The following is a 20,998-nucleotide window of genomic DNA, read 5'->3' on the forward strand; positions in this document are numbered from 1 at the left end:
CCACCGATTCGATCCCCACGTGACTGCTCACCGAGCTTAAGTCTGGCCCGGGATGATGCGCCTTCTCCCTGATTCTGAATAGCTTAGGGAGGCGGCGGGATTTCTTCCCGGTTAATGTCGGGTGATCCTCCGACTTAGTTCTGGGCTCGTCAAGCGCAACCTTAGCACGCGTCAATCTGGCATCCGGATCGCGCCGGCCGCGATTGATGCCTTGCAACATGAAGCAAGCTTTCCAGCCAATTCAGGGCCGGGCGACAAAAATCTGACGAAGCTTCGCTTTTGAGCAAACGGCTCTTCTCTTTTGGGCAAGTCAGCGCGCTTCGAGAGGACTACGACTGGGGCACCAAAATGGAAGAAGTGGGGCCGTTTCGGCGGAAACCCTTGAGCTCTTGAACCTGGGAGGAAATCCACGATGCGCAAGATGCTTTACGCGACCGGCCTTGGGGCAATGGCGGTATTTGCCGCCGGAGCGGCCAACGCCAATGACGAACTCCACAAGATGTCGCAGAACCCGAAAGACTGGGTGATGCCGGCCGGAGACTACGCCAATCAGCGTTACTCCAAGCTGAATCAAATCAACGCCTCGAACGTCGGAAAGTTGCAGGTCGCCTGGACGTTTTCGACCGGCGTGCTGCGCGGCCACGAGGGTGGCCCGCTGATCGTCGGCAACATCATGTACGTCCACACCCCGTTCCCGAACAAGGTCTATGCTCTTGACCTTTCGCAGGACAACAAGATCGTCTGGAAGTACGAACCGAAGCAGGATCCGAACGTCATTCCGGTGATGTGCTGCGACACGGTCAACCGCGGCGTTGCCTATGGCGACGGCAAGATCTTCCTGCACCAGGCCGACACCACACTGGTGGCGCTCGATGCCAAGACCGGCAAGGTGGAGTGGACGGTGAAGAACGGCGATCCCAGCAAGGGCTCGACCGGTACCTCCGCGCCGCTGGTGGTCAAGGACAAGGTGCTGCTCGGCATCTCCGGCGGCGAGTTCGGCGTCCAGGCTCATGTGACCGCTTACGACATCAAGACCGGCAAGCAGGTCTGGCGCGGCTTCTCGGAAGGCCCGGATGACCAGCTCCTGGTCGACGACAAGACCACCGAGCTCGGCAAGCCGATCGGCAAGGATTCGAGCTTGAAGACCTGGCAGGGCGATCAGTGGAAGATCGGCGGCGGCGCGACCTGGGGCTGGATCTCCTACGATCCCGAACTGAACCTCGTCTATTATGGGTCGGGCAATCCCTCGACCTGGAATCCGAAGCAGCGTCCCGGCGACAACAAGTGGTCGATGACGATCTGGGCGCGCAACCCGGATACCGGCGTCGCCAAGTGGGTCTACCAGATGACGCCCCATGACGAATGGGACTATGACGGCGTCAACGAGATGATCCTCTCGGATCAGACGATCGACGGCAAGGCGCGCAAGCTGCTGACGCATTTCGATCGCAACGGCCTCGGCTACACGCTCGATCGCGCCACCGGCGAACTGCTGGTCGCCGAGAAGTACGATCCGAAGGTGAACTGGACCTCCGGCGTCGACATGAAGAAGGACTCGCCGACCTATGGTCGCCCGAAGGTTCTTGATGCCGCGTCGACCGACAAGGCGGGCGAGGACGTCAACGTGAAGGGCATCTGCCCGGCAGCGCTCGGCTCGAAGGACGAGCAGCCGGCAGCCTACTCGCCGGACACGCAGCTGTTCTACGTGCCGACCAACCACGTCTGCATGGACTACGAGCCGTTCAAGGTGAGCTACACCGCAGGTCAGCCCTATGTCGGCGCGACGCTGTCGATGTATCCGCCTCCCGGTGAGACCAACATGGGCAACTTCATCGCCTGGGACGGCAAGACCGGCAAGATCGTGTGGTCGAACAAGGAGCAGTTCTCGGTCTGGTCGGGTGCGCTCGCGACCGCCGGCGGCGTGGTGTTCTACGGCACGCTGGAAGGCTACCTGAAGGCTGTCGACGCCAAGACGGGCAAGGAGCTCTACAAGTTCAAGACCCCGTCCGGCATCATCGGCAACGTCACCACCTATGAACATGCCGGCAAGCAGTACGTCGCCATTCTGTCGGGTGTTGGCGGTTGGGCGGGCATCGGCCTCGCGGCCGGTCTGACTGATCCGACGGCCGGTCTCGGCGCAGTCGGCGGCTATGCCGCGCTGAGCAACTACACTGCGCTCGGCGGAACGCTCACTGTGTTCTCGCTGCCGCAGCAGTGAGCTGAGCGACCTCGTTCCGGCGCATGGAGCGATCTCCATGCGCCGGTCCGTCTTCAATCTGCACGCGAGGATATGCTTTTGCGTAAGATCTGGTTTGTGAGTGCTGCGATCTTTGTCGTGGCAATGGGTGGAGTTGCCTCCGCCGAGGACGCTGGCGACCCGACCGCCGTCAAGTCCGAGGACGGCAAGTATCTCGACAAGGATGGAAACCCGACGTTCAAGGTTACGGCCGACGGCACGACGGACTGGTACACCTACTCCGGCTATCGCCGCTATCATTCGGAGTGCCATGTCTGCCATGGCCCCGACGGCATGGGATCGACCTATGCGCCGGCGCTGTCGAATTCGCTGAAGACCATGAGCTACGCGGATTTCATGGGCGTGGTCGCGAGCGGACGCAAGAACGTTTCCACGGCGCAGGAGAACGTGATGCCGGCGTTCGGCGATAACCCCAACGTTGCCTGCTACATGGACGACCTCTATGTCTACCTGCGCGCCCGCGCCAATGACGCGGTTGGGCGTGTTCGGCCGGCCAAGCACGAAGACAAGTCGGAAGCCTATGGAAAGGCGGAAGACGCCTGCATGGGGCACAACGACAAGAAGTGAGCCCGTCCGGTGCGAACGAGAAACCTGTTTGACGTTTTGTGGAGACCAAGATGAAGACCCGCGCCGCAGTCGCATTTGAAGCAAAGAAGCCGCTTGAGATCGTCGAGCTCGATCTGGAGGGTCCCAAGGCCGGCGAGGTCCTGGTCGAGATCAAGGCGACGGGCATCTGTCACACCGATGCCTACACGCTCGACGGCTTCGACAGCGAGGGCATCTTCCCCTCGATCCTCGGGCACGAAGGTGCAGGCATCGTTCGCGAGGTCGGCGCCGGCGTGACGTCGGTCAAGCCTGGCGATCATGTGATCCCGCTCTACACGCCGGAATGCCGGCAGTGCAAAAGCTGCCTGAGCCAGAAGACCAATCTCTGCACCGCGATCCGCGCCACCCAGGGCAAGGGGCGTGATGCCCGACGGCACCTCGCGCTTCAGCTACAAGGGCAAGACGGTCTTCCACTATATGGGCTGCTCGACCTTCTCGAACTTCACCGTGCTGCCCGAGATCGCGGTGGCCAAGATTCGCGAAGACGCGCCGTTCGACAAGAGCTGCTACATCGGCTGCGGCGTCACCACCGGTGTCGGCGCGGTCGTCAACACCGCCAAGGTGACGCCGGGCTCCAACGTGGTCGTGTTCGGCCTCGGCGGCATCGGCCTCAACGTGATCCAGGGCGCCAAGATGGTCGGCGCCGACAAGATCATCGGCGTCGACATCAATGACTCCAAGGAGGCTTGGGGCAAGCAGTTCGGCATGACGCATTTCGTCAACCCGACCAAGGTTTCCGGCGACATCGTCCAGCACCTGGTGGGCCTGACCGATGGCGGTGCCGACTACACCTTCGACTGCACCGGCAACACCAACGTGATGCGGCAGGCGCTGGAAGCCTGCCATCGCGGCTGGGGCGTCTCGGTGGTGATCGGTGTCGCGGAGTCCGGCAAGGAGATCGCGACCCGGCCGTTCCAGCTCGTCACCGGACGGGTCTGGAAGGGCACGGCCTTCGGCGGCGCGCGCGGCCGCACCGACGTGCCGAAGATCGTCGACTGGTACATGGGCGGAAAGATCCAGATCGATCCGATGATCACCCACGTGCTGAAACTCGACGAGATCAACAAGGGCTTCGACCTGATGCACGAGGGAAAATCGATCCGTTCGGTCGTCGTATTCTGAAATCAAAACACCAAGCACTAGGAGGATAGGTCAATGACTGTTCATATCCACCCGTCGGTCGACAATGGCGTCAAGCAAGGCTCCGGCAGTTTTGCTGGCGGCACGCTGGTCTGCAAATGCGCGGACAAGCCGGTCAAGGTCGGCATCAAGGGCGACGTCGCCCACAACCATGCCTGCGGCTGCACCAAGTGCTGGAAGCCTTCGGGCGCCACCTTCTCGGTGGTCGCGGTGGTGCCGCGCGAGAACGTCACCGTGTTGGAGAACGGCGACAAGCTGAAGATCGTCGATGCCGCGGCGGTGATCCAGCGCCATGCCTGCACCGGATGCGGCACCCACATGTACGGCCGGATCGAGAACAAGGGCCATCCGTTCTATGGCCTCGACTTCATCCATCCCGAGCTGTTCCAGGAGTCCGGCTCGGCTGCGCCCGGATTTGCCGCCTTCGTGTCGTCGGTGATCGAGTCCGGCGTCAAGCCGGCCGATATGGCCGGGATCAGGTCGCGGCTCAAGGAGCTTGGGCTCGAGCCCTATGACTGCTTGTCGCCGCCGCTGATGGATGCGATCGCTACCCACGTGGCGAAGTCCAAGGCGGCCTGACGACGGCACCGTGACAAAGGCGGCCTGACCGGCTCGCCTTGACGAGATCCTGCGCCGGCAGAGGGTCTGCCGGCGAGGGATATGCTGGTAGTACCCGTGACCTTGAACCTTGCATGCCCTGCGGACGACCACAGGGCATGCATTTTATTTTCCGCTTTGCCCTCGTCCTTTCGCCGATCCTGCTGCTTTCGCCGGCCCGCGCCGCGTCACCGGAAGACCGCTATATCGCCGCGCGTGACGCCGCGATCGCCAAATTCGCCAAGCTGTCGAACGACAACAAGATCAATGAGGCCGTCGACAAGGCCGAGGTGGCCGCGCGCGACGAGCTGAAGGGGCAGCTGACGGCCATCCTGTCCCAGCCCGCCCGGCCGGGCTTTGCTCCGGCCCAGCTCAACCTCGACACTCTATATAAGGGCGATATGGGGTTCGGCATGCTGGACGGCCTGCGCTTCGATGCCGACACCGGCAGGGATGGGGCAAAGATCGGAGAAAAACGCGCCGACGGCAGCTTCGTCGAGCCGAAAGCCCATATCATCGTCACCACCGAGCCTCTGTTCACGCGCTGGCTGCACGAACACAAGACCTGGTGGGACAAGGGCAGCAAGAATGTGCCGCAGCAGGTCGATGCCGCCCTGAAGTTCGAGGGCCTCTACACCCAGGCGATCTCGACCGATGCCGCGGTGGTCAATTTCGACGAGCTGCCGATCGCCAAGCCGGCGTCGGCCGCCCTGGCTTACGGCTTCCTGGCCGGCCGCACCCAGGATTCGTTCCCCGACAAGGCCGACGAGGTGTTCGTGGCGGCGCTCGCCGGCGGCAAGATGTATGTCGCCTATGGCGAGATCGAGCCGGCGGTGCAAGTGCCGGCCTGCACCGAGATCCGAACCGACTACAACAAGAAGGCCGATGCGGCGGCCGAGAGGCTCGAGCGCAAGCAGATCACCAGGCAGGCCTATGACAAGCTCGGTGACCTGCGCCAGCAGGGCGAGGATGCGTTCAAGCGCTGCTTCACCGAGCGCGCGCCGCAACAGCCGGCCTTCGCCGCGGCCACCAGGCAGGCCCAGGCGCTGCTCGAGGCGGCGATCGGCAAATAGCTCGGCGAGCTATTGACCGGCGGCAATCCCAACTTCAGCACGGCATCTTGTCTGTCATGGATGCTAATCAGATAGATTGCCACAACAAGCTCCGTCCTCTGCGACATCAGCCTTTCGATCGCCTGCGCGTGATGTCGACCTATTGTGGCCGATGTCTTAGCAAGATCGCGGTGCCGATGATGGTTCTTGTCGTCAGATTTCGCGGCTAGTCGTGCAGGGTTCGTGCAGGCGAGGTTTGCTGCGCGGGGTTTGATCGGCGACCCGCGCCAGCCTATCTTCCCCGAAAGTTCAGCATCCCCGTGGAGACGCCATGACCGCCATCAGCCCGTTCCGCATCGCCGTCAGCGACGATGTCCTCGAGGATCTGCGTAATCGGCTGCGCCGGACCCGCTGGCCGGAAGCCGAACTGGTCGACGACTGGAGCCAGGGCGCGCCGCTGCAATGGATCAAGGACGTCTGCCACTATTGGGCCGAGACCTATGACTGGCGGCAGCGCGAGGCGCGGCTCAACCGCTTCAGCCAGTTCACCACCGAAATCGACGGGCTCGACATCCACTTCATCCATGTCCGCTCGAAGCATCCGGAGGCGCGGCCCTTGATCATCACCCATGGCTGGCCGGGATCGGTGGTCGAATTCCACAAGGTGATCGAGCCGCTGACCGATCCGACCGCGCATGGCGGCCGCGCCGCCGATGCCTTCCACGTGGTGTGCCCGTCATTGCCGGGCTTCGGCTTCTCGGCCAAGCCTATAGCGACGGGCTGGGGCGTCGACCGGATCGCGACGGCCTGGGCCGTCCTGATGCAGCGGCTCGGCTACGCCAGCTATTTCGCGCAAGGCGGCGACTGGGGCTCCGCGGTCACGACCGCGATCGGCGGGCAGGATGCTGCACATTGCGCCGGCATCCACATCACGCTTGCGATGTCGACCCGGCCCAATGTCGAGGGGCAGCCGACGCCGGAGGAGACGAGGGCGCTCAACGGCATCAAATATTATGCCGACTGGGATTCCGGCTATTCCAAGCAGCAGTCCACGCGGCCGCAGACGCTCGGCTATGGCCTGACGGATTCGCCCTGCGGGCAGGCGGCCTGGATTCTCGAAAAATTCTGGGCCTGGACCGATTGCGACGGCCATCCGGAAAACATCCTCAGCCGCGACGAACTGCTCGACAACGTCATGCTGTACTGGGTCACCGCGACGGCTGCGTCATCGGCGCGGCTCTATTGGGAAAGTTTTGGGCCGGGCAAGCGAACCCCGCACAAGGTGAGCGTGCCGACCGGCGTTGCCGTGTTCCCCAAGGAGATCGTCACGCCGGTCCGCAAATGGATGGAGACAAACTTCACCAACATCCGGCACTGGAGCGAGATGCCGAAAGGCGGACATTTCTCGGCATTCGAGCAACCCGAGCTGTTCATCGGCGAGGTGCGCGAGTTCTTCGGGAAGCTGCGCTGAGCCTGACGCGTATGTTGGTCTGAAGCGGTTTGTGACAGAATGCGCCGTGCAACGGAGGACGTCGGCGTGCTGCTTGATCCCCGCCTCGGCGACTTTGAGGACAATGCCGCCAGCCCGGAACAGCGTTCGTTGTTCGCGATCTTGGGTAGCCTTCTGGTTGAGATAAGCCCGACGAAACTGTTGTTCGCCTGGACGGTTTCGCTTCTGCTTCCGGGCGTACTGCTCGGCCTTGCGCCACTGGTCGCATCCGCCTGGATTTCGAGCCTTTCGCAACACGCTCTTGCCCTGTCCGAAGTGGGCGCCGTGCTGATGCTGATTGTGATCGCGGCCTTGGGATGGCTCGGCGGACGACCGCTGCTTCAAATCGCGGAAACAAGCTTCTGGTCGCTGAACGCGCTCGCGGTCCAACCGAGCTATGCCTTCACGCGCGAGGCGCTGGGCCATCTGGCGGAGCTGCTTTGGCGCACCGGCGCAACTCCTGCCTCTCGCACGAGGCTGCGCCGCGGTTGCTCGGTCGGCGCCGGCATACTGCTCTCCGCGGGGGCGGCATTGATCGCGGCCCTGGCCTGGCCTGCCTCGCAATGGACTGCGACCGTCAATGACCTTGTTCTGATCCATCATCTGGTGTTGCCGACGTTCGCGAATGCCGTGGTGCTGGTGTCCTGCTATCTTGCGGTCGCGTCACTGGCCTGGAGCGTGGCCGACGCCAGTATGGAACAACCGGCCGACCTGGCCGGATTCGACGCGACGCCGTCCGGAGGCCGCTGCTGGCGCGTTGCGCATCTGTCCGATCTTCACGTGGTCGGCGAGCGGTACGGCTTCCGCATCGAAAGCGGGACCGCCGGTCCGCGGGGAAACGAGCACTTCAATCGCGTGTTGGCTCGCCTTGCCGAAATTCACACTATTGATCCGCTCGACCACGTGCTGATCAGCGGCGATATGACGGACGCCGGCCGGCCCGGCGAATGGGCGGAATTTCTCGATGCATTGGCAGGTCATCCCGAGCTTGCAGCACGCATCATCATGCTCCCGGGCAATCATGACGTTAACGTCGTGGATCGTGCCAATCCTGCGCGCCTCGACCTGCCGTTCAGCCCGGGCAAGCGGCTACGGCAGATGCGTACCCTGTCGGCGATCGCGGCGGTCCAGGGCGATCGCGTGCGCGTCATCGACGGTTCCGGCAAACCGTCGGCCACGTTGAACCAGGCGCTCGCCCCTTATCATGATCGGATAATACAATTTGCGCAGCACGGAGGCGTGCGCCGCGCAGCGGCGCTCCGTGGCCTGTTCGATGATCAATTCCCGATGATCCTGCCGCCGGACCAGGACGGTGGCCTCGGGATCGCCATTCTCAACTCCAACGCCGAAACCCACTTCTCCTTCACCAACGCGCTCGGTTTGGTTTCGGAAGCGCAAACGCGGCGGTTGGAGGCTGCGATCCGTCATTTTCCGACGGCATGCTGGACCATCGCGCTACATCATCACGTGATGGAATATCCCATGCCGGTGAAGACATTTGCCGAGCGCATTGGGACAGCCTTGATCAACGGCACCTGGTTTGTACGCAGGTTACAAAGGTTTTCCGATCGCTCGGTGGTGATGCACGGTCACAGGCATATCGACTGGATCGGTACATGTGGTGCGTCGAGGATCGTCTCGGCCCCGTCGCCGGTGATGGGGGCCGACGATGCAGCCAGCTATTTCTATATCCACAAAATGATGGTCGGCCCGGACCGGAAGCTCTGCCTCGTCGAGCCCGAGCGGGTTGAGATTGCCGCAAGCTAGGACGCTTCCGGCTTGTCATGGTGCAATCCGCCACACAGATCGGCTATCCATGCGGCCGACGGACTCTCGGCACAGAAGGTCAGAATAGCGAGCGTGATCGGCACGCCGATGAAGGTCCCAAACAGGCCCCAAAGCGAGCTCCAGAAGAAGATCGCAAACAGCACCAGAAACGGCGAGATCGACAACGTTGAGCCGGCCACCCGCGGTTCGATATAGCTGCCGACCACGAACTGGATGACGTTGAGGCAGGCGAACACGCCAAACACCGCGGGCCAGCTCTCGAACTGCGTCATGGCCAGCAGCGTGGGGAACAGCGTCGCGATGAAAGGACCGACGAAAGGAACGTAGTTGAGGACAAAGGCGATCACGCCCCATTCGAATGCGAATGGCAGCCCGGTCACGGCGGCGAACAGGCCGACCAAGAGACCCGTGACCGCGCTCATCTGCGTCCGCACCAGCATATATTTACGAAACTTGGCGGCCGTCGCTTTGCTGCCCTTGAGCAGGACGCGGGCAGCTGTGCGATTCTCCAGCCGCTGGATTCGTCGACCAGCGTCGTCGACCTCGAGAAGTCCCAGCACGACATAGACCAGCGCGATGAGCCAGAAACTCAACGTGGTGTTGACGCGCCCCGTGACGTATTGCGTGGTGCGCAGCAGCCAGCCGACATTGAAATGCTCCGCCCAGACGCCGGCGAACGAGACGCCATGGCCGTCGAGCCAGATCACCGCGGCATCGTAGAAGGCCTGATACCGCGCCGCATCCGCAATCAAGGAGCGCCCGACGCGGCCGAACCCCCATGCTGCCAGCGAGGCAAACGCGATGCAGGTGGCAACCGTAACAACGACGGTAATGGCGAGCGCGAAGAGTTTTGGCAGCCACGACTGCAGCCGTTGCTGAACGGGCCAGACGATCGCGATGATGAACAGGGCGGCCGCAAGCGGGGCGAGCACGCTGCGCGCCTGAGCCACCGCCGCAATCACCAGCACCGCGGCGATGATGCCGGTCGTGATCTTCAACCCGCCAGCCATCCTTGGGTTACCCGATCTCCGTGAACGCAGAGATTGTCAGTCTGTCTCGTCGCGCGACAAGACGGAAATGGACTTGCGGCGCAGCTACAGCAATCCTCGATAGATCCCCGGCGCGGAACCTTCGATGGCCACCGCGCCGACAGCTTTCGTATAGAAATCCGCCGGCCCGACGCCGCCGATGATGGCGTAACCGAAACCCTGGTGTTTCATGTCCTCGAGGCAGGCAAACAGCAGCGCCTTGCCGATTCCGCCCTGCTGCGCCTTCGGCGCGACACCGGTCGGACCGAAGAAGTTGCGACAGGCCGCGTCGTGGCAGGCGAATCCGAGGATCTTCTTTTGCTGAATCGCGATGAAGCAGGAGACCGGTTGGCGGCTGAACGCGACCTCGGTTTCGCTGGCCCACGCCTCGCTGAATGTCTCCCGCACCCAGGCCACAACCTTGTGCTTTTCCGGCGCGAGCGCGCGGCGCATGACAATTCCGGCCTTGAGCAATCGATCGTAGGCGGGCCGGGAATCGGGCAGGGCGTAGAGCTTGACGAGCATGTCCATCCGGCGAGCTTAGTTGAAAACGCATCCCGCGGGCAAATCACGGGAGCAAGGTCGAGGCGCCGGACTACCATTTGCGTTGTTGCTTGTTCGCGGCCTTGTTCGCGGTCCTGGCTTCACGTGCAATTGCCCAGAAATACCCGCCGCAGAACGCAACAATCGCGACAATTACACCGGCGGCGATCAGCTCTTGCATATCAGCGGCTCTCCACGTAGACCTATCTCGTTCACGTGGGAATTATGTCCACGAATACGCCGACGAAGAGGCAAGTCGGTTTCGGGACGTAACGAGGCGGAGTGAATGCAATGGTGACGGTCAGCGCAGCAGACAGGCGTCTTCGGGCGATTGTTGCTCTCGTCGTCATGGTCGGCGTCGGTTCGGCGCAAGCCGCCCGAACTCCCGATGTGTCGGATGCCAGTGGGAGCACCGTCTCCATGCCGATCGACACACGGAGCCGGACGTCCGCGATGGACGGCGTGGTCCGCGCCGTCCAGCTTCCCAAGGGCGCTTTCCGCGATCAGCGAGACCTACGGAGACTGGATCGTCAAATGCCAGCTCGACGGCGGGGCCAAGCTGTGTACCCTCGGGCAGACACAGTTCGCCAAGGAAACCAATCAGCAAATCTTCGCCATCGAATTGATTCCCAGGGACGGAAAGGCCGAAGGCAACATCTTGATGCCGTTCGGGCTGAAGTTCGACGCCGGGGCCGTCCTCAAGCTTGACGGCAAGGATCTCGAACAGACGCGCTTCTCCACCTGCACGGCGCAAGGCTGCTTGCTGCCGGTATCCTTTCCCACGGCCGTGACCGACACCACCAGCAAGGCCAAAATGCTCACCGTTGCCGCACAGAGCATCAGCAACGGGCAGGCTGTCGTCTTTAACGTCCCCCTCAACGGCTTCGCCGCGGCGCTGGAGCGCACCATTCAGCTCGGAAGCTGAGCGGCACGACGTTCCGCGCTCACCGCACGATGGCTGCGACAGATCACCCCGACGGGCAAATCCCGCTTCCGTCGTCGGGCAAATCATTGATCCAATTCCGCCCGTCTCACCCGATTGAGGGGCGCTTCGCGGTCGTCACGAACGTGGGTCGAGATGCGGTGGACGCCGATTGCGCAACTGACGAGTGCGCATGACGTCGACGGTGAAGTCGTGTGGTCCTGATGCCAAGCCTTTTTTTCATGATCCAAAGAACGAATAAAGCCATGTCTGTCAATGGCTTAAACAGAGTCGCTTGAGCTGGGTCCCAATAGGCCCTTAGACCGTTCACCTTCAGGTGCCAGACCATAGCTTCGGCCCATCGTGTGACGGACAAATACCGGGCATTTACGGTGGATGACGTCCGTTGATGTCCGGCCTGATCTGGAAGATAGTTGGAAACGCGAACAAATGGTGGGGGCCGCGATGACGGAAGTAGCGTTGCCCGAGACGCAGTATGCGCAGAGCGGCGACTTCAACATCGCCTATCAAGTCATGGGCGACGGGCCCACCGACATTATCCTAGTTCCGGGCATTATATCCCACATCGATTTTCAGCACGAACTCCCGGGCTATACGCGCTTTCTTCGTCGCTTGGCGAAGTTCTCAAGGGTCGTCACGTTCGACAAGAGAGGTCAAGGACTATCAGATCGGTTGGCCGACGTACCGTCTCTTGAGGAACGTATCGACGATGTCCGCACGATCATGGACGCAATCAACTCCAAGCGTGCTGCGCTAGTTGGCTTCTCTGAAGGCGCGTCGATGAGCGTTCTATTCGCGACGACCTACCCAGAGCGCGTTTCCCACTTGGTCTTATTCGGAGGGCTGGCGCGGATATCAGACCTGCTCCCGCCCAACCTCACGCCATCCGAGGTTCAGGAACGGTTAGCTTACGTCGTAAAGAGTTGGGGAAACGGTGACTTCCTCAAGCGAGTTTTCGCGAGTGATGCTGGCAATCCGGAGATACTCGCTCGCATCGCAAAATTCGAAAAGTTGGGCAGCAGTCCTGGCGCACTGAAATCCTACATACTTTCGAACCGACGGATAGACATCAACCCCATCCTCCCAGTCGTCCGCACGCCAACCCTAGTGCTGCACCGAACAACCGACGCGCAGGTGCCTGTAACGTTAGGCCGCCAGCTCGCCGCCGGTATCCCGGGAGCGAAATACATTGAATATCCGTCGGGCGATCACGCGTTCTGGACGGGAGACATTGAGCGCGTTACCGGAGACATCGAAGAATTCATCACTGGACAACGCGCCAGCGAGGGAATTGATCTGGAGCGCATACTCGCTACCGTTCTCTTTACTGATATCGTTGGATCGACCAATCTCGCTTTGCAACTCGGCGATCACCGTTGGCGCGACCTCTTGGACAATCACGACGATCTTTCCGGCCGGATTGTCAGCAAGCATCGCGGCACTTTGGTGAAGAGCACAGGCGATGGCGTTCTGGCGACCTTTGACGGGCCGGGGCGGGCTGTGCGATGCGCCTTGGCGCTCAGTGAAGAGAGCAAGAGTATTGGCCTGCCCGTACGCGCAGGTCTTCATTGCGGCGAGGTCGAAATCAGAGGCAACGACATCGGTGGCATTGCCGTCCACGCAGCCGCGCGGGTGATGTCGCAGTCGGGAAGCAATGAGGTATTTGTCTCGCGGGTGGTCACCGACCTCGTAGCAGGCACCGATCTGAAGTTCTCCGAGCGAGGCTCATACGAATTAAAGGGGCTGCCCGGGAAATGGGATCTTTTCGCCGCGAGCAAATAGTAGGCCGCCTTGACCCATAGACGGCGCTGCCATTCCGGCGCAGCACCGTTGCGCGCTCCTCGGCGCAATGCGACCGAAGCATCTCGATAGATCGCCGCCGGTCAAGCCGCGAAAGCGCCCGCCATGATCGCCATACCAGTTCCAAATCGCTCATCGCGCTATCCTACGGAAGTCGCAACGATAACCCGGCGCAGCAAAATCGCGAAAAGACGGGACCAAATACGCGAAAGGCCCGGCGTCACGCGTACCGCCTTTCGAGGGCACGGCTCAAAGTACCTTAGCTTAGGTCCCGTTGCCGATTAGGCCACGAACTCGTTTGACGAGGCGCCATCAGATGTTCTGGCCCCATCAATTTCCATTGGACACCATCTGTTCTTACCCGTTTGGACTGCCGATGTTCTCCGGGGTGAACAGAGTTTCATATCTCGATTAGCGCAGGGTATTGACGTCCGCTAGCGCCCTCTTCAAATGGTTCCCGGCATCGGGGAACCTCAAATGAAGGACATGAAGGCGCACTTGGAGAAGCTTCGGGTCGAGGCCGAGGAGTGCGAACTCATCAGCAAGCTCGCGACCAACGAGACTAAGAAAGACTTGTTTGCCAAGCTAGCCGCCCATCATCGGGCGCTCGCTGATGAGGTGGAACGGACGATCAACGCTTCCAAACCGCAGAGCACATAGGAGTTTGGTTGCCGTGTTCGCGTCGTAGTTCTGCCCTCCGTGGGTGAACCGAGTGCCAGTCCCAGTTAGCGCGCTTTGTACGCCGTGATGACTTGGTGGAATTCGTCGTCATCGTCTACGGTCAATAAACCGATGACCATCCAGCCTGCGCACAAGCCGAGAACTATCAGCGCCATTTTTAGCCACGGTCTCATAAAGGCTAATATGCTCCGAGAACCAGCTATTTACCACCCCACGGTGCTTTGCCGTGGCACAAATTGCACCGGCGATCCCTAGCTCATCGTGGCGCTCGGGCTAAGCCCCATCGCAATCGTGGCTATTGCCCTGTTCATGTAGAAAAGAGAGGCCGCCCGTCGAATGCCCTGAAAGCCGGCCCGCTCGCGCACCGAAAACCTTAACGGGATCGGCAGTATCAAGCCTCTCGCGCGATATCACTGCCGGCAACCCAGACCGGCGTTGCCGATTAACGGTTTTCTACCAATTGGTGTCAGTCTAGGTCATTGCGGTTAGGTCGCGACGAGCGACAACGCATTCCGGAATGCTCAACCTGACCAGCCCGGTTGGCGGTCTCCCTATGGGGCCCACGATGATCAAAGGTTTTGCGATTGCAGCCCTCGCGCTGCTAGGTGCATCGCAGGTAGACCAGTATCTCACCCACGGCCGATATACCGACGCCACCATGATGATGGTGAGACAGATGAGGCACTCCTTTGGGATTTAGCAGTCCCGCGCTCTATGCAACCTTAGGGGTTCCGCTCTAGTGAGGACGAGCGCAGGGGTGTACTGCGCCTTGGGCTTACCGGCGGCCCTAGCTACCTGAGCTAGGGCCGCTCCTCGGCTCGTCGATCCTCACATGACGTCGCTCAAGTTCATGCAGGCACCTTTTGCAATCGTCGCTCCCAAGGCAGCGCCGGCACCTTCAATGCGAAGGCGCCATCGCCGAGCAGTGCTTGGGCGAGTAGCATCACCGCCCAGACAAAGGGCATTTCCCATCCGCCTTCGACGAACCAGAAGTTCTTACGGACCATCCAGAAGTGCGTGGCACCGAGCATCATCGGCAGCGTGTACAAGCTCACCCAGCGGGTATAGACGCCGAGCAGCAATAGGATGCTCGCCGCGAATTCCGCGCTCAACGTGTATGTGAGCACCCATTCTGGATATCCGGCTTTCAATAGGCCGTTCCACCAAAGACTGATCGGCTTCAAGATGAACTTACCGTAGAGCGCCGCCAGGAACAGCCCGGCAATCGTAATCCGCAAAATGAACGCAGCGTAAGGCGCAGTCCTTTGGTCGATCATCGCATGCTCCCAATGAAGCGGAAGCGCATGGTCCGAAGGTCTACTGGCAGGAGATCGTCCGACGGAACGGCGCGACCGCAAATACTAATAAAAGAATGCAGCCATTGGAGGCGCTGCGCGCGATGCAGTCTATCGGTAAAAACCCGGACGACATGCCGGTAAACCGGAGCCACCGTATTCATCCGGAATGGAAGTTCGCCCCGCACCGCAGCATATACCCAGTGTTCATCGAGTTCATATTTGCATTTCGCCCGGCCGTCTTAATTGGCGGCCGGGCTTTTGTGTGCCGATCGGTGCTAGTTCTTCTTGAGATCGCGCAGTTTACGCATGTAGTAGCCGTGGCTCTGGACCGCCTGTCTGATCTCCTCGCTGACCCTGACGACCCTCCTTCTGCTCTTGCGCCACTTACCTTGAGCGCTGACAGCCGGCACCGGAAAACCCTTTCTCACGACGAGCAGATCATGTCTGACATTGAAATACACCTCGACCATGTAATCTCCCAAAACCGTTGAAAGTATTGGTCCAGAGCAGATCGCCGTTCGCCGAAATGCAACCGGGTCTTTGGCGCTCGCCTGTGAATATCAAGGACAAGCCGCGTGCTCGTCGATCCTGAGACGGTATTTTCTGTTTGGATGTTGTTCGTATGCCGCACCCAACGACCAACGACTATCTGGACGAATATGATCGGGAGCTAGACGAGATCGTTGCCGCCTGCGACGGCGATGTGCGCAGCGCTCTGAGGGCTCTCTTGCTGGTCAACGAGCAGTTGGAGCGCATCCTAAATTGTTTGAACGCGGAACTGATCGAGCACGTGTCGCGGCATCGACGGCAGACGGTGCACTAAGCCGCAAATGGGCTCGGGCGAAACATGACGCAGCCTAGAATGTCGCCATCTGTGTCGCAAACCCGGTGGCGCGGCTATGGCAAGTCCTTTGGACAGAGCGGAGACGTGCCAACATTCAACAGTTGAGAGACGGCAGTCACCAATTGGGCAGGCGCAAATGGCTTCGTCAAAAGGATGCTGTTGGGCACGCCGTTCGCAGTCCATTGCTCGGCGCTGGCGCCGGTCATGTAAACGATCGGAAAATCGGGATGCATTTCTCGGACACGGCGAGCAAGCTGCCAGCCATCCATCGTATTCGCGCCGAGATTTACATCGGTGACGAGGGCTCGGTACTTATCTCCACTGTCTCGCAACAAACTCAACGCCTCATCGCCCGACGAAACGCCAAATGGCGCAAAGCCCGCCTCGCTAAGAGGACCGCTAATGAAGCTGTGGACCAAATGCTCGTCATCGACGATTAAGATATCGATAGTGTCCAAGGGGCCACCTCCCGCCGCAGCGTTGAGCGAGTTCCAAATTGACGCCCTGGCAGGAAGATCGTTCCCTTCGGGACGCATAAAGTCACTCCCCTCGGTTCTTGCGTTTCATCATTCGAGGGGCCGGCGGTGTTCTCCCGTGTCGATCCAGATGGACATCTCATCTGCCGGAGGCCTTGCGTAAGCCAAATGGCTTCGCACCGCTTTACAAAGAAAGGGTCCCACACGTGCGGGCTCCCAAGACGCCCGTCTGGTATTCCGCACGTAATTCAGGCGACGAGACGTAGATTGGTCTCAGGTTGCTTTGCGAGGCTGCCAATGATCCGTCACAACTCGGCCGCGACGCCGTCGATTTTCCTTCATTCGCGTCGAATGATTGTAGACCTTGCCGGTGACGGTGGGCACGGCGACCTCGGCCTTCTTGCTCGAGGAATGATCGAGGCAACGTGCGATCCACGCATCATCAAAGCCAAGATCGCCGGCCAAGGTCGCCGCCGTCCGCGTAGATCGTGCTGATCGCCGAGCGGGCAGGCGAAGACGTATTGCTTGTTCGATGCCCTGAGCGCCTCGCGGGCAATCTCGACCGGCAGGTCGGACAGCGGCTGCTGGATCACTCGGCGCTTCTTCACCCGCTTGAAACGTCAAGTTCTACCCATTGCTCGGGGCCCATGGGTGCGATCGGCTCCCAACTTTCCCTACGCTCTCTTCAACAGGGAGGGCGGAACGAAGAGCAAAGCTCGGGCAGATGTGTCGCGAGAATGCGGATGTGTGACTCACAGATCGTGCAACAATTTCAGCGTTGTCCCGGCGAAGGCCGGACCCATTACCACGAATGCGAATTGTTGCGCGACGCTGGGGCCACGGCCTGTTTTTCAACAACGCTACCCTGTGGTTATGGGTCCCGGCCTTCGCCGGGACGACGAATGGAGAAAGCCTGCGCCGGCTTTCGCTTTCAATCCCGATACGATGGATCCGTCCGGTCGAGCTTGCGCAGCAGCGCGGGCCAGGCGAGTTCGCCGTTGCGGGCGGCGCGGCCGGGCTTCGGCAGCATCCGCTCATAAGTGTCTTCGAGGATATTTTGCGGCGGATAGATCAGCTTGGTGTTGCAGGACAGCGCCATCACCTGGGTCTGGCAGGCGCGCTCGAGGCGGAACAGCACGTTGAACGCGGCGGGCACGGTACGGCCGACGACCAAGAGACCATGATTGCGCAGGATCATCGCCTCGTTGTCACCGAGGTCGCGGACCAGGCGTTCGCGCTCGTCGACATTGTCGGCGATGCCCTCGAAGTCGTGATAGGCGATGTGCAGGAAGCGCATCGAGGTCTGCGCCAGCGGCAGCAGGCCGCATTCCATCGCCGAGACCGCCATGCCGGCCGGGGTATGGGTGTGCGCGACGCAATCCATGTCGTGCTTGGCCATGTGGATGGCGCTGTGAATGACGAAGCCCGCGACATTGACGTCATAGTCGGTTGTGTTGAGCAGCGTGTTGCCTTCGACGTCGACCTTGATCAGGCTGGAGGCGTCGATCTCCTCATACAGCATGCCGTAGGCATTGATCAGGAACTGGTCGGTGGTGCCGGGCACCCGGCAGGAGATGTGGTTCGCGATCATCTCGGTCATGCCGTACATCGCCGTCAGCCGGTAACAGGCGGCAAGATCGACGCGGGCCTGCCACTCCTCGGCGCTCACCTGCTCGCGAACCGATTTGACGACCTTGATCGCGGGCGAACTGACGGGGGGATTCATGGCGTTCTCTCCTTGAGGTATCTGCGGGGCCGCGGCCCGATCGTTGCCGCGGACCATAGCAGAATCCGCGCGGCGGCAAGCTGCGCTGCGTCTGCGTATTTGCAGGTCTGGCGGGCAAAAACCGAATGCGGATTGGCGCGCCGCGCCTTCAATGCCACAATGCGGAAAACAGCCGAGGCGCACCAAAATGAGCGATCGCAAGATACGTATCGCCGTCCTGCATTTCTCCCACGAAACCGTCTCGTTCCTGCCGAACGAGACCACGCTCGACGACTTCATCTATCCGGGCTCGCCGGCCAAAGGCGAGGCGCTGCTGCAGTTCGATCCCATGAACTATATGGGCGGCTTCGTGCAGGTGGCGCGCGAGTTCTCCGAGGTCGAGCTGGTCGGCATCGAATCCCCGCTCTGGCCGAAGACTTACACCGGATCCGGCTGGATCACCGAGGAAGCCTATCGCACCTTCACCGGCAAGATGATCGCCGGATTGAAGGAGGAGGGACCGTTCGACGGCGTCTATCTGTGCCTGCATGGCGCGATGGCCGTGCGCGGCGTGCCGCGTCCCGAAGCCGATCTGGCGCGGCAGGTGCGCGAAGTGGTCGGCCGCTCCGCCTTCATTGCGGCGACGTTCGATCCTCACGGCAACGAGGATGAGGCGTTCCTCGAGCAGGCGGACATGGCATTCGCGGTCAAATATTTCCCGCATTATGACGCGCATCTGCAGGGCGAACGCGCGGCGCGAATGCTGGTGCGGGCGATCCGAGGCGATTACAAGCCGGCGCACAGGACGATCAAGGTTCCCGTGATCTCGCCCACGGTGCTGCAATGGACCGGGGCGCGGCCCTGGATGGACCTCGTGCAGCGCGCGCTGGTCTGGGAGGCGCGCGAGGTCGACGTCTATGTCAACATCTTCTTCGGCTTCCCGTTCGCCGACGTTCCCGATGTCGGCATGACCGTGCAGGTTCTGACCAACGACAATCCAAAGCTCGCCGAGCAAATCGCGCGCGATCTCGCCGGCACGATCTGGCGGCTGCGCGAACCCTTGCTGCAATCGACCAGGCTGTACAGCATCACCGAGGGTATTGCGCTGGCCAAGCAGGCCGTCGCCGCTGGCAACACACCGGTGGTGCTGGCCGATCACAGCGACCGGTCGGGGTCGGCGACCTGGCTGCTGCGTGAGATCATCGCGCAGGACCTCGCCAACACCGTGATCGCGACCATTGCCGACGCCAGGGCGACCGCAAGCCTGAAGGCCGCGGGCGCCAAGGCCGGCGATACCTTCGACATGGAGATCGGTGGTCGCGCCGACGAGTCGGCAGGCGATCCGGTTCGGGTTCAGGGCACGGTTTCGGCGACGGGCGAGGGCTACGGCCAATTCTGGGTCTGCGTGCGCTTCGGCCGCAACAATGTGCTGATCCTGTCCACCTATCTGGTGCAGGTCATGGAGCCGTTCTCGCTGAAGGCGCTGGTGCCCGACATCGGCGCCTTTGACGTGATGGCGATCAAGTCGCGGGTCCATTTCCGGCGCGGCTTCGACGACAATGGATTTGCCAAGACGATCCTCCTGGTCGAACCCGATGAGCCGTTCCTCGGTACCACGCGTCTCGACAAGCTGCCGTACAAGAACGTCGATCTCGCGCAGTTCTATCCGTACGGCAATCCGGCGTTTTTGGAGCAATCGTCATGACGGAGAACCGCTATCGCCTGATCGGCTCGACTGCGTCGCCCTATGCGATCAAGCTGCGCGCGCTGATGCGCTACCGCCGGATCCCGCACGACTGGGTGATCATGACCAAGGCTTTGCGCGAGGCAACCGCGCATCTGAAGCCGATGCTGATCCCGGTGCTGCAATATCCCGACGGCAGCTACCGCGGCGAGACCACGACGCTGGCCTATGATCTGGAAGCGCGGCATCAGGGACGGTCGGTGATCCCCGAAGACAAGGCCATCGCTTTCATCAGCGATCTGCTCGAGGACCTCGCCGACGAATGGGCGGTGAAGCCGTTGTTTCTCTATCGTTGGTGGGATCCGGAAGACCAGGCCTATGTCTCGCGCTGGGCCGGCGAGGAGTGGTCAACATCGCAGGCCGAGGCCGGCAGCCGCGAGGAGATCGAAGAGTTCCGGCAGCGGCAGATTTCGCGCATGGTCATTCTCGGCGCGACGGATGAGAACAGGCCGCTGCTGGAGGAGAGCTACCGGCGTACGCTTGCCGCGTTCGAGCCGCATGTCGGCATGAGGAGCTATCTGTTCGGCAGCCGGCCGTCGCTGGCGGATTTTGCCTGGTTCGGCCAGCTCAGCGAGATGGCGACCGACCCGACCCCGATGCGGATCATGCGCGAGCGCGCGCCGTTCACCGATCATTGGGTGCGGCGGCTCGATGATGCATCAGGTGTCGAGGGTGACTGGTATCCTCGTGAGCAGGCGCTTGGCGGGTTCGCGGAGGCGCTGCTGCGGATCGCCGGCGAACTTTATCTGCCGTTCCTTGCGGCCAACGCGGATGCATTCGCGAAAGGCCTCGAGCGGCTCGAAATCAAGGTCTGGGGACTGCCCTATGCACTGGCGCCGTTCAAATATCAGGTCAAATGCCTGCAGCAGCTGCGCGAGAAGTTTGCCGCGCTCGATGCCGGCGATCGCGCGGCGTTGAAACCGGCGCTGGAACGCACCAGGTGCTGGGCGATCCTGAACGGAGGCTGATCGATCAGCGACGATAGGCCGATTCGAAACGGTCGGCGC

Annotated in this window: 20 protein-coding genes and 1 pseudogene; 13 read left to right on the forward strand and 8 right to left on the reverse strand. The window is 61.3% G+C overall.

Annotated elements, in window-relative coordinates; all coding sequences use genetic code 11:
- The first annotated feature begins 412 nt into the window (after window positions 1-412).
- The 7 genes and pseudogenes from xoxF5 (at window position 413) to ACVWZM_RS33205 (ending at window position 8,908) form a co-directional block, all read left to right on the forward strand.
- On the forward strand, window positions 413-2,218 hold the full coding sequence (xoxF5, locus tag ACVWZM_RS33175; RefSeq protein ID WP_076834147.1) for a lanthanide-dependent methanol dehydrogenase XoxF5: 1,806 nt from the start codon (window positions 413-415) through the stop codon (window positions 2,216-2,218).
- 123 nt (window positions 2,219-2,341) lie between these two features.
- A complete protein-coding gene (locus ACVWZM_RS33180; protein WP_076834145.1) occupies window positions 2,342-2,824 on the forward strand; it encodes a c-type cytochrome, methanol metabolism-related in 483 nt (160 codons plus the stop codon).
- A gap of 50 nt (window positions 2,825-2,874) precedes the next feature.
- Window positions 2,875-3,985, forward strand: a pseudogene (locus tag ACVWZM_RS33185) (S-(hydroxymethyl)glutathione dehydrogenase/class III alcohol dehydrogenase).
- A 33-nt stretch (window positions 3,986-4,018) separates the two neighbouring features.
- Complete coding sequence (gene gfa / locus ACVWZM_RS33190; RefSeq protein ID WP_016847312.1) at window positions 4,019-4,582, forward strand: S-(hydroxymethyl)glutathione synthase; 564 nt, start codon at window positions 4,019-4,021, stop codon at window positions 4,580-4,582.
- 137 nt (window positions 4,583-4,719) lie between these two features.
- Window positions 4,720-5,673: a hypothetical protein gene (locus ACVWZM_RS33195; RefSeq protein WP_456855631.1), complete on the forward strand. Its 954-nt coding sequence runs from the start codon at window positions 4,720-4,722 to the stop codon at window positions 5,671-5,673.
- A gap of 310 nt (window positions 5,674-5,983) precedes the next feature.
- Window positions 5,984-7,123: an epoxide hydrolase family protein gene (locus tag ACVWZM_RS33200; RefSeq protein WP_253625938.1), complete on the forward strand. Its 1,140-nt coding sequence runs from the start codon at window positions 5,984-5,986 to the stop codon at window positions 7,121-7,123.
- Between the two features lie 66 nt (window positions 7,124-7,189).
- Window positions 7,190-8,908: a metallophosphoesterase family protein gene (locus tag ACVWZM_RS33205; protein WP_456855632.1), complete on the forward strand. Its 1,719-nt coding sequence runs from the start codon at window positions 7,190-7,192 to the stop codon at window positions 8,906-8,908.
- Here ACVWZM_RS33205 and ACVWZM_RS33210 read toward each other — a convergent pair.
- From ACVWZM_RS33210 to ACVWZM_RS33220, 3 genes are all read right to left on the reverse strand, one after another.
- A complete protein-coding gene (locus tag ACVWZM_RS33210) occupies window positions 8,905-9,939 on the reverse strand; it encodes an AI-2E family transporter (protein ID WP_456855633.1) in 1,035 nt (344 codons plus the stop codon). The genes ACVWZM_RS33205 and ACVWZM_RS33210 overlap by 4 nt on opposite strands.
- A gap of 84 nt (window positions 9,940-10,023) precedes the next feature.
- Window positions 10,024-10,488, reverse strand: coding sequence for a GNAT family N-acetyltransferase (locus ACVWZM_RS33215; RefSeq protein WP_456855634.1), 465 nt, complete (start codon window positions 10,486-10,488; stop codon window positions 10,024-10,026).
- Window positions 10,489-10,552: 64 nt separating this feature from the next.
- Window positions 10,553-10,681, reverse strand: coding sequence for a hypothetical protein (locus tag ACVWZM_RS33220; RefSeq protein ID WP_283805986.1), 129 nt, complete (start codon window positions 10,679-10,681; stop codon window positions 10,553-10,555).
- Between the two features lie 216 nt (window positions 10,682-10,897).
- On the opposite strand from ACVWZM_RS33220, the gene ACVWZM_RS33225 reads away from it, so the two are divergent.
- The 3 genes from ACVWZM_RS33225 (at window position 10,898) to ACVWZM_RS33235 (ending at window position 13,903) form a co-directional block, all read left to right on the forward strand.
- Window positions 10,898-11,425, forward strand: a complete 528-nt coding sequence (locus ACVWZM_RS33225) for an invasion associated locus B family protein (RefSeq protein ID WP_159109496.1) — start codon at window positions 10,898-10,900, stop codon at window positions 11,423-11,425.
- Between the two features lie 393 nt (window positions 11,426-11,818).
- Entirely contained in the window at window positions 11,819-13,225 is a 1,407-nt protein-coding gene (locus ACVWZM_RS33230; RefSeq protein ID WP_246786778.1) for an adenylate/guanylate cyclase domain-containing protein, read from the forward strand.
- Between the two features lie 495 nt (window positions 13,226-13,720).
- Entirely contained in the window at window positions 13,721-13,903 is a 183-nt protein-coding gene (locus ACVWZM_RS33235) for a hypothetical protein (RefSeq protein ID WP_018272863.1), read from the forward strand.
- 869 nt (window positions 13,904-14,772) lie between these two features.
- Here the strand turns inward: ACVWZM_RS33235 and ACVWZM_RS33240 are convergent.
- Both ACVWZM_RS33240 and ACVWZM_RS33245 read right to left on the reverse strand, forming a co-directional pair.
- Window positions 14,773-15,201: a DoxX family protein gene (locus ACVWZM_RS33240; protein WP_141339808.1), complete on the reverse strand. Its 429-nt coding sequence runs from the start codon at window positions 15,199-15,201 to the stop codon at window positions 14,773-14,775.
- A 296-nt stretch (window positions 15,202-15,497) separates the two neighbouring features.
- Window positions 15,498-15,692: a hypothetical protein gene (locus ACVWZM_RS33245; protein ID WP_016847326.1), complete on the reverse strand. Its 195-nt coding sequence runs from the start codon at window positions 15,690-15,692 to the stop codon at window positions 15,498-15,500.
- Between the two features lie 152 nt (window positions 15,693-15,844).
- Here ACVWZM_RS33245 and ACVWZM_RS33250 point away from each other — a divergent pair, with 152 nt between their 5' ends.
- Window positions 15,845-16,045 carry a hypothetical protein gene (locus ACVWZM_RS33250; RefSeq protein WP_016847327.1) on the forward strand — a complete coding sequence of 67 codons (201 nt, stop codon included), beginning with the start codon at window positions 15,845-15,847 and terminating at the stop codon, window positions 16,043-16,045.
- A 74-nt stretch (window positions 16,046-16,119) separates the two neighbouring features.
- Here ACVWZM_RS33250 and ACVWZM_RS33255 read toward each other — a convergent pair whose 3' ends face one another.
- The 3 genes from ACVWZM_RS33255 to ACVWZM_RS33265 form a co-directional block, all read right to left on the reverse strand.
- On the reverse strand, window positions 16,120-16,524 hold the full coding sequence (locus tag ACVWZM_RS33255; protein WP_076834133.1) for a response regulator: 405 nt from the start codon (window positions 16,522-16,524) through the stop codon (window positions 16,120-16,122).
- A gap of 291 nt (window positions 16,525-16,815) precedes the next feature.
- Window positions 16,816-17,007 carry a hypothetical protein gene (locus ACVWZM_RS33260; protein ID WP_456855635.1) on the reverse strand — a complete coding sequence of 64 codons (192 nt, stop codon included), beginning with the start codon at window positions 17,005-17,007 and terminating at the stop codon, window positions 16,816-16,818.
- A gap of 466 nt (window positions 17,008-17,473) precedes the next feature.
- Window positions 17,474-18,268 carry a class II aldolase/adducin family protein gene (locus ACVWZM_RS33265; RefSeq protein ID WP_456855636.1) on the reverse strand — a complete coding sequence of 265 codons (795 nt, stop codon included), beginning with the start codon at window positions 18,266-18,268 and terminating at the stop codon, window positions 17,474-17,476.
- Between the two features lie 187 nt (window positions 18,269-18,455).
- Between ACVWZM_RS33265 and ACVWZM_RS33270 the strand changes: the two genes are divergently transcribed.
- Both ACVWZM_RS33270 and ACVWZM_RS33275 read left to right on the forward strand, forming a co-directional pair.
- Window positions 18,456-19,952: a M81 family metallopeptidase gene (locus ACVWZM_RS33270; RefSeq protein ID WP_456855637.1), complete on the forward strand. Its 1,497-nt coding sequence runs from the start codon at window positions 18,456-18,458 to the stop codon at window positions 19,950-19,952.
- On the forward strand, window positions 19,949-20,959 hold the full coding sequence (locus ACVWZM_RS33275) for a glutathione S-transferase N-terminal domain-containing protein (protein ID WP_456855638.1): 1,011 nt from the start codon (window positions 19,949-19,951) through the stop codon (window positions 20,957-20,959). The genes ACVWZM_RS33270 and ACVWZM_RS33275 overlap by 4 nt, the downstream gene beginning before the upstream one ends.
- Window positions 20,960-20,998: the final 39 nt, after the last annotated feature.

It is taken from the genome of Bradyrhizobium sp. USDA 4501 (genome assembly GCF_054062115.1).

Excerpts from the sequence above, each read along its gene's own strand:
- xoxF5 (WP_076834147.1), top strand. The coding sequence starts at position 413 with ATGCGCAAGATGCTTTACGCGACCGGCCTTGGGGCAATGGCGGTATTT.
- ACVWZM_RS33180 (WP_076834145.1), top strand. The coding sequence starts at position 2,342 with ATGGGTGGAGTTGCCTCCGCCGAGGACGCTGGCGACCCGACCGCCGTC.
- gfa (WP_016847312.1), top strand. The coding sequence starts at position 4,019 with ATGACTGTTCATATCCACCCGTCGGTCGACAATGGCGTCAAGCAAGGC.
- ACVWZM_RS33195 (WP_456855631.1), top strand. The coding sequence starts at position 4,720 with ATGCATTTTATTTTCCGCTTTGCCCTCGTCCTTTCGCCGATCCTGCTG.
- ACVWZM_RS33200 (WP_253625938.1), top strand. The coding sequence starts at position 5,984 with ATGACCGCCATCAGCCCGTTCCGCATCGCCGTCAGCGACGATGTCCTC.
- ACVWZM_RS33210 (WP_456855633.1), bottom strand. The coding sequence starts at position 9,939 with ATGGCTGGCGGGTTGAAGATCACGACCGGCATCATCGCCGCGGTGCTG.
- ACVWZM_RS33215 (WP_456855634.1), bottom strand. The coding sequence starts at position 10,488 with ATGGACATGCTCGTCAAGCTCTACGCCCTGCCCGATTCCCGGCCCGCC.
- ACVWZM_RS33220 (WP_283805986.1), bottom strand. The coding sequence starts at position 10,681 with ATGCAAGAGCTGATCGCCGCCGGTGTAATTGTCGCGATTGTTGCGTTC.
- ACVWZM_RS33225 (WP_159109496.1), top strand. The coding sequence starts at position 10,898 with ATGCCAGTGGGAGCACCGTCTCCATGCCGATCGACACACGGAGCCGGA.
- ACVWZM_RS33230 (WP_246786778.1), top strand. The coding sequence starts at position 11,819 with ATGACGTCCGTTGATGTCCGGCCTGATCTGGAAGATAGTTGGAAACGC.
- ACVWZM_RS33235 (WP_018272863.1), top strand. The coding sequence starts at position 13,721 with ATGAAGGACATGAAGGCGCACTTGGAGAAGCTTCGGGTCGAGGCCGAG.
- ACVWZM_RS33240 (WP_141339808.1), bottom strand. The coding sequence starts at position 15,201 with ATGATCGACCAAAGGACTGCGCCTTACGCTGCGTTCATTTTGCGGATT.
- ACVWZM_RS33245 (WP_016847326.1), bottom strand. The coding sequence starts at position 15,692 with ATGGTCGAGGTGTATTTCAATGTCAGACATGATCTGCTCGTCGTGAGA.
- ACVWZM_RS33250 (WP_016847327.1), top strand. The coding sequence starts at position 15,845 with ATGCCGCACCCAACGACCAACGACTATCTGGACGAATATGATCGGGAG.
- ACVWZM_RS33265 (WP_456855636.1), bottom strand. The coding sequence starts at position 18,268 with ATGAATCCCCCCGTCAGTTCGCCCGCGATCAAGGTCGTCAAATCGGTT.
- ACVWZM_RS33270 (WP_456855637.1), top strand. The coding sequence starts at position 18,456 with ATGAGCGATCGCAAGATACGTATCGCCGTCCTGCATTTCTCCCACGAA.
- ACVWZM_RS33275 (WP_456855638.1), top strand. The coding sequence starts at position 19,949 with ATGACGGAGAACCGCTATCGCCTGATCGGCTCGACTGCGTCGCCCTAT.